Consider the following 12,283-nt stretch of genomic DNA (forward strand, 5'->3'; position numbering starts at 1 on the left):
AGTACAACGATGTCCACGATACAGACACACATCGAGCGCGTGACCGAGGGCGAGGATCTGACCGTCGAACAGGCGCGAGAAGCATCAAGTGCCGTCTTCGAGGACGCGACGGAGGCCCAGATCGGGGCACTGTTGAGCGCACTCCGGGCGAAAGGGGAGACCGAGGCCGAGATCGCGGGTTTCGCCCAGGGGATGCGCGAGGCCGCACGGACCATCGACCCCGATCGTGACCCACTGGTCGACATCGTCGGGACCGGCGGCGACGACTACGATACGATCAACGTCTCGACGACGAGTGCGATCGTCGCCGCGGGCGCGGGCGTCCCGATCGCCAAACACGGCAACTACTCGGTGTCCTCCTCGTCGGGCAGCGCGGATGTCCTCGAAGAGGTGGGCGTCACCGTCGACGCCGAGCCGCCGGCTGTCGAGGATGCCATCGACCGCGAAGGGATCGGATTCATGCTCGCACCCGTCTTCCATCCGGCGATGAAGGCCGTCATCGGGCCACGGAAGGAACTCGGCATGCGAACTATCTTCAACATCCTCGGCCCGCTGACGAACCCCGCCAGCGCGGACGCACAGGTCCTGGGGGTGTACGATCCAGACCTGGTTCCGCTGATCGCAAATTCCCTGGCGCACATGCCCGTCGAACACGCCCTGGTCGTCCACGGTGCAGGTCTCGACGAAATCGCCGTCCACGACGAGACCACTGTCGCGGAAGTCGAGGGGGAGTCTGTCGAGGAGTACACCCTCTCGCCGGGCGACATGGGCGTCGACCGCCACGACATCGCCGACGTCGCCGGCGGGACACCCGCAGAGAACGCCGACGCCCTTCGAGAGATTGTCCGGGGCGAAGCCAACGGTGCGAAGCGGGACATCATCCTCGCGAACGCCGGCGCAGCGATCTACGTCGCTGGTGAGGCCGATTCGTTGGAAGACGGCGTCGAGGTCGCCCGCCAGGCCATCGACTCGGGGGCGGCCGGCGAGAAGCTCGGCGATCTCCGCGGCGTGATCGCATGACGCGCGTGAAGATCTGTGGGCACACGCGGATCGAGGACGTCCAGGCGACCGTCGACGCCGGGGCGGACGCCATCGGAGTTATCAGCGAGGTTCCCGTCGAAACGCCCCGAGAAGTCCCCCGTGAGCGCGCCGCCGACCTGTTCGATGCGGTCCCGCCACTCGTCTCGGGCGTCCTCGTGACGATGCCCGAGACAATCGAGGACGCCCGGGAACTCGTCGCGGCCACGGAGCCGGACACCGTCCAGGTCCACGGGACGCTCGACCCCGATGAAGTCCAAGAGTTCACGGAGTCGATCCCCCAGTCGGTCCTGGTCGCACTGGATCACGATGCCGACCTGGGGGCGTACGCCGCGGCCGCCGACGGGCTCGTGGTCGACTCGCTGGACGAGGCGGGCGGCGGCGGGACTGGTCGGACACACGACTGGGACCGAACAGCAGAAATCATCGAGACCCTTGGGGTTCCAGTCCTGCTGGCCGGCGGACTCACGCCCGAGAACGTGACCGATGCCGTCGAGACCGTTCGGCCCTTCGGCGTCGACACTGCAAGCGGCGTCGAGCGGGAGGGCGGGATCAAAGATACCCACGCAGTCACACAGTTCGTCGAGCGGGCCGACACCGATCAGGTGGTCGCATGACTGGCGAGCCGTCGCTGTCCCGCGAGGAGTTCGTGGCTCACGCTGACGCCGAGGAGCCGGGTGTCGTCCGAGTTGCCGTCGAACTCGACGTCGACGTCGATCCACTCTTCGCGTACGCGGCGGTAACCGGCCGGAAGAGCGACGCCGACGACGTTCACGCTGACGACACCGGCTACGCGTTCTTGCTCGAAAGCGCCGAGAAAGTCGCCTCCAGCGATCCGAACGGCGCGTTCGCACCCTCGACAGACGACCGCCACGCGCGATACTCCTTCGTCGGCTACGATCCCGTCGCGGTCGCGACCGTCGATCCCGACGAGACGGATCTGGACGTCTTCGACGACCGATACACCGATCTACTCGAAACCAACGGCGGCGATGTCCTCGACGACCTCCGGGCGACGCTGCCTGACGTCGAGCGTCGTGGATTCCCGGACCACGACCGCCAAACACTCTCGGGTGGTCTCGTCGGCTTTCTGGCCTACGAGGCCGTCTACGATCTCTGGCTCGACGAAGTGGGCATCGATCGGCCGGACTCGCGATTCCCGGACGCTCAGTTCGTGCTCGCAACGAAGACGCTGGTGTTCGACCACGTCGATGAGACTGTCTCGCTTGTGTTCACTCCGGTCGTCAAACCCGGGGAAGACGCCCACGCGCGGTACGACGAGTTGCTCACAGAGGCTGAACGCGTCGAAACAGCACTGACCGACGCCGACGATCCCGAGACAGGCGGATTCGCCCTCGTTCGAGAGGATGCCGGGCCACAGGACGAGTACGAGCGGGCGGTCGAGCGCGCCAAGGAACACGTTCTGGACGGCGACATCTACCAGGGTGTAATCTCCCGGAAACGCGAGCTCTACGGCGACGTTGACCCACTCGCGCTGTACGACTCGCTGCGATCGATCAACCCCTCGCCGTACATGTACTTGCTGGGGTACGACGACCTGACGATCGTCGGCGCGAGCCCGGAGACGCTCGTCTCAGTAGGGGGCGACCTCATCACGTCGAACCCCATCGCTGGCACGTCTACGCGGGGATCCAGCCCCGTCGAGGATCGCCGACTGGCGGGGGAGATGCTCGCCGACGAGAAGGAGCGAGCCGAGCACACGATGCTGGTCGATCTGGCACGCAACGACGTCCGCCGCGTGGCCGAACCGGGGAGTGTTCGCGTCGAAGAGTTCATGAACGTCCTGAAGTACAGCCACGTCCAGCACATCGAGTCGACAGTAACGGGGACACTCGCCGAGGACAGAGCTGTCTCCGAACTACGTTCGGAGGCCCGAAAGAGCGCGTCTTTCGATGCTTTCGACGCGACGCGGGCGGCCTTCCCGGCGGGGACGCTCTCGGGTGCGCCGAAGATCCGCGCGATGGAGATTATCGACGACCTCGAAGTCGACCCCCGCGGAATCTACGGCGGCGGCGTGGGTTACTTCTCCTGGAACGGCGACGCCGACTTCGCGATCGTCATCCGGTCGGCGGCGGTCGAACACGGTGTCGATATCGCCGACGCCCACGGCGGCAACGACCGAATCACCGTCCAGGCGGGGGCGGGGATCGTCGCCGACAGCGATCCCGCAAGCGAGTACGAGGAGACCGAACAGAAGATGGGGGGCGTGATCGACGCCCTCGAACGGATCGAGTCGGATCCGGACGTCGAGGCCGACACTGAGGCCCCGATCGAGGAGGTGTCCCGATGAGCGAATCGATCAGTGCGGGTACGACTGAGACGGTTACCGGTGAACTCGACGTGCTGTTCGTGGACAACTTCGACTCGTTCACGTACAACCTCGTCGAATACACCGAAGTGGCGCTGAGCGCCACTTCGAGCCACGCAGAATCCGTTGATTCTGCGGACGTCTCCGAACACGCGAGCACGACCGTCGTGAAGAACACGGCCTCGCTGTCGGATGTCCGGGCAGCCGATCCGGACGCCATCATCATCAGTCCCGGGCCGGGTCACCCGAAGAACGACCGCGACGTCGGTGTGACGACGGACGTCCTCCGGGAGATCAGTCCCGGGGTGCCGACGCTGGGCGTCTGTCTCGGCCTCGAGGCCGCGGTCTACACCTACGGCGGGACGGTCGGCCACGCGCCGGAGCCGATCCACGGGAAGGCAGCCTCGATTTCCCACGACGGCGAGGGCGTCTTCGACGGCCTCGACCAGGGATTCCAGGGCGGGCGATATCACTCGCTGGTCGCCAGTGACGTCCCGGACTGTTTCGAGGTGACTGCGACCACCGAGGCCGACGACGGGACTGCGCTCGTCATGGGGATCCGTCACCGTGAGCACCCCATCGAAGCCGTCCAGTTCCACCCCGAATCCGTGTTGACCGCCGTGGGCCACGACGTGATCCGGAACTTCCTATCAGGGGTCTGAGGATAGGACCGGTCGGCTGCGGAACCCACCCCTTCCGTTCGACTCCGGGCCGCCGGACGTGAGCGGTTCCTCGACGGCAACGTTCACTTTCACTCCGGTCTGGCAACCCTTATATGGCATCGTCGCTTTGCTTGCCAGCGTGCGCGCTACTCCCCTGAGTCGGGAGTTTCGCAGTCACGTATCCATATCGTGACACGAGTTGGATCGCACGTGATCGCCAAGCCAAACGGTTATTCGAGAGCAGAGCGAATGAATTTCAGCTACAAATGACACGAACGGACACGCGAACGACGGGTCGAAGCGACGAGCAGCCGAGTGGACGGGGGGTCGAACAATGAGCGACGCCGACCTGGGCGTCGACGAGGTGACGCTGCCGATCAAGCGCACCGAGGGCGAGACGCTCACCGACCGGCTCACCGACAACGCCTATCACAACATTCTGCCGGCACGGTACCTCCGGAAGGACGCCGACGGTGAACTCGTCGAGGATCAGGAGGACCTTTTCGAGCGCGTCGCAAAGAACATCGCCCTGGCCGAGGCCGTCTACGAAGCTCGAAACGAGGACGTCGAGATCACCGTCACGCCCGAGCAGCTCAAGCCCGATCATCCACGGCGCGACGAGCTCGCCGAGGAAGTATTCGGGAAGGGAACCACGGTGACTGACGACGCCGAGACGACCCTCTCGATCTACAACGTCAACAAGTTCGCCTACGAGACGGTCGTGCCCGAACTCCCGCCGGCCGTCCGCGAGCACGTCGAGGACACCGCCGCGGAGTTCCGGACGCTGATGGGAGATCTTTCTTTCATGCCGAACTCTCCTACATTAATGAATGCCGGCGACGAACTCCAGCAACTATCTGCCTGTTTCGTCGATAGCCCCGAAGACGACATTGATGACATTCATCAGACAGCAAAAGAAGCCGCACAGGTTTTCCAGTGTCTGACAGAAGACACGACCGTTACCGTCGAGGGAAAAGGCGTCGTTTCCATCGCTGATGTCGAGCCCGGTGATCGGATCGTCCAGCGCGACGGCGACGATCATCGCGTCCAGAATGTTGACGAGACCCACGCCTACGACGATTCACCGGTCAAGCGCGTCGAAACGAAGGCCGGTGTGGAACTGACGGGGACGCCGAACCACGAGCTGCTCGTTGGGGAGGACTGGACGCGCATCGACGAGATCGAACCCGGGGACGCGCTCTCGCTTCGACTCGGCTGGATCGACGGTGCGAACGAGACTCCCGAACTCACGACCGTCGCCGGCGGTGCGCAGTGGGCCGAGAACCGTACTGTTTCGAACGACGACGTCCTCGAGCTGTATGCCGATGGACTCAGCGACTACGAAATCGCCGAGCGACTCGACAGTTCGGCCTCGACGATCCAGCGCCGGCGCTCGCTCGAACTCGGTCTGGATCCGAACGGCAGCGGCGGACGTCCCGGCGGGAGCGTGAGTTTCGACGAGAGCGAATTCGAGACGCTCTATGAGGACGGTCACTCCGACGGTGAGATCGCCCGGGAACTCGGCGTTTCGACCCGGAGCGTGGCCCGGTACCGCGAGAACCAGTCGATCGAATCCAACGGTGAGGCCGTCACGGTCGTCGACCAACCGACCGAATTGACGCCGGACCTGGCCGAACTTGTCGGGATGTGGGTCGGCGACGGTTCGAAACACGAAGACGGGATCCGATTTCATCTCAATCGCGAGGAGACGCTCGAACGCGCCGATCGACTTGCCCGCGATCTCTTCGACGTCGGTCTCGACTGGCGCTGGGACGAAGGCTGTTACGACGCTGTCGTCCACAGCCACGAGGTCAAACGCTGGTGGCTTGCGAACTTCGGAGATGCCAAGCCCGACGCGACATCGGCATCCGTTCCGGAATCGGTCTGGAAGGCGGACCGCGAGACGATCGGTGCATTCCTCCGGGGACTGTACTCGACCGACGGCAGCCTCCAGAAAGACGTCTATCCACGGCTGTGGAGTTCCTCGGAGGATCTGATCGAGGGTGTCCAGCAGTTGCTTCTCGGTCTCGGCATCCCTGCAATCAACTGGGAGTACGATACCGAAGATCGTGATTACTTCAACGTCGGGCCGACCGGCGAACGCGGACTCGAACAGTTCAGCAATCTGGTCGGATTCGTCGACTCCCGGTCGGAGACGATGGCAGAGACGCTCGCCTCGATCGACTCGGAGGGGCCGAGCGTCGGCACGCTCGACGGTTCGACGTGGCACGTCCCCGTCGAAGCCGTCGAGGACGCAGGAACGGCTACCGTCTACGACGTGACCGTCGCCGATAATCACGAGTACGTGGCAAGTTCGGTCGTCTCGCACAACAGCGGTGGCGGAATGGGCTATGCATTCTGGCGATTACGGCCCTATGGAGATGCTGTCGGCTCGACGGGAGGAATTGCTTCTGGTCCGATTACGTTCATGCGGACTTTCGACCAGATGTGTGAGACGATTGCCCAGGGTGGTGCCCGACGGGGTGCCCAGATGGGGGTCATGCGGATCTCCCATCCGGACGCCATCCAGTTCATCCACGCCAAGAACAAGGACGTCTCCCTCGCTCATACCCTTCGGCTGAACGACCCTGATGACTTCACGCACACCTCTTTTGCCGACGCCTTAGAGGAAGCACGAGAGTTGATCGACGACGAGGGTCGTGTGCCCGAACACCTCCGCAACGCCGTCGAGGGGCATCTCTCGAATTTCAACATCTCAGTGGGTGTCACCGACGACTTTATGGAGGCCCTGCAGAACGGCGAGGAGTTCACCTTCACGAACCCCCGAACCGGCGAGGCTCACATCGTCACCGAGGAAACCAAAGAACTGTACGACATGTTCGGCCTCGGCGAGTACGTCACGGTCGGCGAGGAGCTGTCCGTGCCCGCCGAGGAACTCTGGGACGACATCGTCGAAGGTGCCCACGAGAACGGCGAACCCGGCGTGATCTATCTAGAGCGCGTCAACAAGGAACACTCCTTCGACGTCGAGGCCGAACCTGACCACCAGATCCTCGCGACCAACCCGTGTGTCACCGGTGACACGCTCATCAGTACCGAAAACGGGCTCGTCCCGGCCGAAGAACTGTACGAGCACGGTGTCGCACAGGATGTCGTCGTCGACGGTCGGTTGAGCGAGGATCGAGTCAAGGAGGCCAGTAGCGTCTTCAAGACCGGCGAGAAGGACGTCTACGAACTCACAACCGAGGAAGGATACGAACTCCGACTCACTGCTGACCATCGCGTGATGACCGACGATGGCTGGATCGAAGCGCAGAACCTCGAACCCGGAGATACTGTTCACGTCCAAAACCAGAAGGGCGAGTTCGGTCAACACGGGTCGGCCGAAGAGGGTCGCGTCCTCGGCTGGCTCGTCGGTGACGGCCATCTCAAGCACGGCGAGGAACGTGCAGTACTGAACTTCTACGACGAAGATGCGACCGTTTCCGAGCAGTTCGCCGACGACGTGAACGAGATCGTTCGCGAACCACTCGGAAACGCCGACTACGAGGTCGGCGTCAGCGACATCAGTCGGAGTGACGACTATCGAGGTGCCCAGGCACTCGAACAGCGCATTCGGTCGGCACGTCTCTACGAGTACGCCGAGGAGACTGGACTTATCGAGGAGAAACTGCAGGTTCCGGACGCCGTCATGCGTGGCAGTGAAGAGATGGCTCGTGGATTCCTGCGAGCACTGTTCAGTGCCGACGGGAGCGTACAGGGCGACGTCGAGAAGGGGGTCTCCGTGCGACTGGCGAGCGTCGACGCCGGTTTCCTCACAGACGTGCAGCGATTGCTTCTCAACTTCGGCATCGCCAGCAAAGTCTACGAGGACCGGAAAGAGCCGGGGACAGTCGAACTACCCGACGGTACCGGCGACACAGCCGAGTACGAGACTGAAGGGTTCCATGAACTCGTTGTCGTCAAGGACAACCTCGTTCGCTTCGCCGAGGAGGTCGGATTCCTGCTGGACAGCAAAGACGAGACCCTTGCGGAGCGACTCGCAGAGTACGACCGGGGCCCGTACAGCGAGCGCTTCGAGGCGACGGTCGAATCAGTCGAGTTCGACGGACACGAAGCCGTCTACGACCTGACGGAGCCGGACACGCACTCGTTCATCGCGAACGGGCTCGTCTGTCACAACTGTGGTGAGCAACCCTTGGAGGAGTACGAGGCCTGTAACCTCGGGCACATCAATCTCTCGACGGTCGCCGACACGGACGCGCCGGACTGGCGCGTCTGGTCTGACCGCCACGCTGAGGACTATGCGGACTTCGAGGATGCGATCGATGCCTACCTCGAAGAAGCGATCGACTTCGAGGAACTCGACCATCGTATCGCGATGGGGACGCGGTTCCTCGAAAACGTCGTCACGATGTCGGATTTCCCGGTCGACGAGATCGAGGAGAAAGTCCGGCACATGCGCAAGATCGGGCTGGGCATCATGGGCCTGGCGCAGCTGTACATCCAGCTCGGCGTCAAATACGGCAGCGAGGAGGCCGACGAGATCGCTCGGCAGGTCATGCAGCACATCAACTACGAGTCCAAATGGACGAGTCACGAGCTCGCCGAGGAACGCGGCTCCTTCGCGGAGTGGGACGATTCGAAGTACGCCGATCCCACGGAATATAGCGAGTGGTTCGAGCATTACGTCGGCGAGGATGCAGAGGACTGGGCAGATGGCTTCCCCATCCGCAACCACAACACGACGACGATCGCTCCCACTGGCTGCGTGGAGGAGAGTTCCCTCATCTCGACTGACGAGGGGCTCGTCCCGATCGAGGACCTTGACGAGACGACTGCGGAGTTCCAGCAGTGGGACGAGATTGACGTCGGTGTTGCGACCGATGGCGGCACGAAAGCTGCGACCGCCATTTATGACAATGGGTTCACATATGTCCGGAAAATCGAAACCGAGGGCGGATTTAGCGTTGCTTCGACGCCGGACCATCGGTTCAGAACACTCACCGAAGATGGCGAGTACGCATGGAAAGAGGCCGGCGAGTTCGAACCTGGCGACAGGATTTTGCTTCAACGGAACACCTTCGAAGGCGGAACCAGGGCCACACTGGACACGAGCGAACGGGACAACTACCATCACAACACGGACGACGATCTGACGCTCCCGGAGGAGATGACGCCGGAACTGTCCGAGTTCCTCGGATACTTCATGGGCGACGGCTACGTTCACGACGAGGTTGGAGTGAAAGTCGTCGTCGAGTCCGACGCGACAGAGCTCGATGAACATCTTCGCGAACTCGGTCGGTCCCTGTTCGGAGTCGCTCCGACTGTCGAGGACCAGGATACCCGGCACACGCTCACGTTTGGGGGCCGACACCTGTCGCGATATTTCGAGGACAACGGCTGGAAGAAGGCACCGGGCAATGAAGGGCAAGGGGCTGCAAGCGCCTTCGTCCCGGACGAGGTCCTCAGCGGTGACGAACCGGTCGCGAAAGCGTTCCTCAGAGGTCTATTCGAGGCTGATGGGACTGCATCGCGGAAGGTCGAGCTGTCAACGGTGTCAGCGACGCTCGCCGAAGAAGTCCAGACGCTACTGTTGTCGCTTGGCTGTGTCTTCGTCCAGGACGTGCTCGAAACCGAAGACATGGACGACCACTACGGAGACCGGCCGCGACACAGCGTGCGTGGAGCCAACAGGCGCGAAGACGCACGATTTATCGACGAGATTGGATTTATCACCAAGTCCACGGAGTTCGATCTCGGGCCACAGTCGTACAAGAACGACACGTACCCACCGGAGATAGTCGAAACGCTTCGGGCCGTCGACGGATACGATTCGGTGAGCAAGCCGGTCAAGAAACGAGTCAATCAGTCTCCGATTAACGGGGCTGTGAGTCGAAAACTCGTCAAAGACGTCGAGACCGAGACCGACCAGGTCGTCAGGGTCGCCGGTCGTCGTCTCACCGATTTCTATGCAGCGACGGTCGGGTCCGTCACCGAAGAGAAAGCCTACACCAAAGACATCAGTGTCCCATCGAACAACACGTACGTCGCCAATGGATTCGTTACCCACAACACCACCTCGATGGTCGGGAATACGACAGGAGGTTGCGAGCCCGTCTACAACGTCGCGTACTACAAGAACGTCTCCGACGACGTCCAGGGCGACGAAATGCTCGTTGAGTTCGACGATTACTTCCTTCGGGTCTTAGAGGAGAACGACATCGACGTCGAGGCCGTCAAGCGGGAGGCCCAGGAACAGATGGCCGACAACGCCTTCGACGGCGTCGAAGGGCTCTCGACGGTGCCCGACGCCATCGGCGAACTGTTCGTCACGACCGGCGATCTCTCGCCGAAACAGCATGCCTCGATCCAGTGTGCCCTGCAAGACGGCGTGGACTCGGCAATTTCAAAAACCGTCAACGCCCCCAACGATTCGACGCTCGGGGACGCAAAAGATGTCTTCGAGTACATCTACGAACACGGTGGCAAGGGCGTCACCTACTACCGCGACGGCACCCGGAGCAAGCAGGTGCTGACCACGCGGGCCGAGAACACCGACTTCGCGGACATGGACGAGGACGAGGCCGCCGAGACGATCGTCGAGCGCATCGACGAGGTCTTCGGCGGGCTGGAGGGGTTCCTCGACAACGAGGACGTTCGCGAGCGACTCACGGCCGACATCGAGGAGCTACTGGACGGGGACACCGCCCGGCAGTACGCCGAGAAGAAACCCCGCCCCGATCAGCTTCACGGCGTCACCCAGCGTATCGAGACGGGCTACGGCAAACTGTACGTGACGATCAACGAGGACCCCAAGACCGGCGAACCGTTCGAGCTGTTCGCCAACACGGGTCATTCGGGCGGGTTCACCAACTCATTCACCGATGCGCTCGCGAAGACCATCTCCGTCGCGTTGCGCTCGGGGGTCGATCCCGACGAGATCGTCGACAAGCTCCAGGGCATTCGGTCGCCGAAGGTCGCCTGGGACAAGGGCGAGCAGATCAACTCCATCCCGGACGCCTTCGGAACGGCTCTGCGGCGGTATCTCGACGACGAGATCGACCGGACCTATCCCCAGCAGCGCACCTTAGAGGAGACAGCTGACGAAGATCTCACTGCGGAAGAACAGGCTGCCCGGTCACGTTCGGAGGACCGATCGACCGACGGCGGTTCGACCGCCACGGAGTCGACCATGGTTGACGATCAACAGGACATCATCGCCAACGGTGAGAGTCCCGAATGTCCCGAATGTGGCTCGATGTCGCTGTACTACTCTGAGGGCTGTAAGACCTGCGAGTCCTGTGGCTGGTCGGAATGTTGAACGCCCACTGAGCTAACCCGTTTTTCCTGCTTCTCGTTCGCTTCTTCGTTTTCCGCCTCCCGAACTGTCAAGCGCCCGCTCACCAATCCTACGCGTATGGACGACCACGGCGGCCGCCCGTGTCCGCGCTGTGGCCGTCCACTCTTCGAACGACACTGCAAGTACGTCTGCCCGGTTCACGGCGTCGTCTACGACTGTGCGGACACGTTCTATTGAGATGGACTACTCGACAGGGCTGCTTTCGCCGCCCGCCACGTCAGGAACTCAGCGATTCCAGACTCGGGAGTCGATCCTGTGCCTGGAGGTGGCGGACTGCCGGGCCGGCCAACACGAGGACGCCCAACCCGGCCGTTCCGGCGAGCAGCGGGAGGCCCGCCGAGGCACCTTCAAGCGTGAGCGTCCGCATCGACGAGCCAGTCACGACGCCCGTGACGACCCACGGAATCTCCCCGAAGAAGGTGCCGACGACGAACGCCCGCCCCGAGACAGTCGAGAGGCCGGCGCCGTAGGAGATCACGTCCGCGGGCAGCGGCAGCAACCTCGCGGCCACGACGCCGCGGAGCTCGCCGATCGCCGCGACGACCTCTTGACTTCGGCGGTGGAGCCGACCGAAGATGCCCGTCTCCCGCGGTGCGCGTCTGGCGAGCAGGTATGGCGGAATACAGGTGAGGACCGCACCAGCGAGTGCGACAGGTACACCCAGCGTGACGCCGAGTCCGTACCCCGCGAGGATCGAGAGTGCGGAGATCGGCCACAGCACGAGCGGCCGGACGGCGTACAGGCCGGCAAGGACACCTACGAGGGCGAGGGGCGATCCGGCGACCGTCTCGACCGTTTCAAGGACAGCGGCGGGCGAACTCGCGAGCGTCGCGACGGCTGCGACGCTGAGAACGAAGACGACCGCCGTCACCTGCCGACGGACCGCGGGATGCATCACCCCACAGTGGGGGCGAACCCGCCAAACCTCTT

6 protein-coding genes and 3 pseudogenes are annotated in these 12,283 nt (G+C 63.0%); 8 read left to right on the forward strand and 1 reads right to left on the reverse strand.

From position 1 onward, the window contains the following. Nucleotides 1-9: 9 nt before the first annotated feature. From trpD to E3374_RS18005, 8 genes and pseudogenes are all read left to right on the forward strand, one after another. A complete protein-coding gene (gene trpD / locus E3374_RS10265) occupies nt 10-1,020 on the forward strand; it encodes an anthranilate phosphoribosyltransferase (protein WP_136689000.1) in 1,011 nt (336 codons plus the stop codon). Beyond that, nucleotides 1,017-1,655 carry a phosphoribosylanthranilate isomerase gene (locus E3374_RS10270; RefSeq protein ID WP_136689001.1) on the forward strand — a complete coding sequence of 213 codons (639 nt, stop codon included), beginning with the start codon at nt 1,017-1,019 and terminating at the stop codon, nt 1,653-1,655. The genes trpD and E3374_RS10270 overlap by 4 nt, the downstream gene beginning before the upstream one ends. Further along, nucleotides 1,652-3,349, forward strand: coding sequence for an anthranilate synthase component I (trpE, locus tag E3374_RS10275; RefSeq protein ID WP_136689002.1), 1,698 nt, complete (start codon nt 1,652-1,654; stop codon nt 3,347-3,349). The genes E3374_RS10270 and trpE overlap by 4 nt, the downstream gene beginning before the upstream one ends. After that, on the forward strand, nt 3,346-4,029 hold the full coding sequence (trpG, locus tag E3374_RS10280; protein WP_136689003.1) for an anthranilate synthase component II: 684 nt from the start codon (nt 3,346-3,348) through the stop codon (nt 4,027-4,029). The genes trpE and trpG overlap by 4 nt, the downstream gene beginning before the upstream one ends. 334 nt (nt 4,030-4,363) lie before the next feature. Further along, a pseudogene (locus E3374_RS17980) lies at nt 4,364-4,966 on the forward strand (ribonucleotide reductase N-terminal alpha domain-containing protein); the annotation flags it as partial. 78 nt (nt 4,967-5,044) lie between these two features. Next, nucleotides 5,045-6,358, forward strand: a pseudogene (locus tag E3374_RS17985) (LAGLIDADG family homing endonuclease); the annotation flags it as partial. After that, a pseudogene (locus E3374_RS18090) lies at nt 6,359-11,084 on the forward strand (LAGLIDADG family homing endonuclease); the annotation flags it as partial. 326 nt (nt 11,085-11,410) lie between these two features. Continuing rightward, a complete protein-coding gene (locus E3374_RS18005; RefSeq protein WP_342210804.1) occupies nt 11,411-11,530 on the forward strand; it encodes an HVO_2523 family zinc finger protein in 120 nt (39 codons plus the stop codon). Nucleotides 11,531-11,570: 40 nt separating this feature from the next. Here E3374_RS18005 and E3374_RS10290 read toward each other — a convergent pair whose 3' ends face one another. Then, nucleotides 11,571-12,248 carry a TVP38/TMEM64 family protein gene (locus E3374_RS10290; protein WP_136689005.1) on the reverse strand — a complete coding sequence of 226 codons (678 nt, stop codon included), beginning with the start codon at nt 12,246-12,248 and terminating at the stop codon, nt 11,571-11,573. Between the last annotated feature and the right edge of the window lie 35 nt (nt 12,249-12,283).

The organism is Halorhabdus amylolytica (assembly GCF_004944975.1).
Lineage (GTDB): Archaea > Halobacteriota > Halobacteria > Halobacteriales > Haloarculaceae > Halorhabdus > Halorhabdus amylolytica.

Coding starts and splice junctions, on each gene's coding strand:
- E3374_RS10290 (WP_136689005.1), bottom strand. CDS start 12,248: ATGCATCCCGCGGTCCGTCGGCAGGTGACGGCGGTCGTCTTCGTTCTC.
- trpG (WP_136689003.1), top strand. CDS start 3,346: ATGAGCGAATCGATCAGTGCGGGTACGACTGAGACGGTTACCGGTGAA.
- E3374_RS18005 (WP_342210804.1), top strand. CDS start 11,411: ATGGACGACCACGGCGGCCGCCCGTGTCCGCGCTGTGGCCGTCCACTC.
- trpD (WP_136689000.1), top strand. CDS start 10: ATGTCCACGATACAGACACACATCGAGCGCGTGACCGAGGGCGAGGAT.
- E3374_RS10270 (WP_136689001.1), top strand. CDS start 1,017: ATGACGCGCGTGAAGATCTGTGGGCACACGCGGATCGAGGACGTCCAG.
- trpE (WP_136689002.1), top strand. CDS start 1,652: ATGACTGGCGAGCCGTCGCTGTCCCGCGAGGAGTTCGTGGCTCACGCT.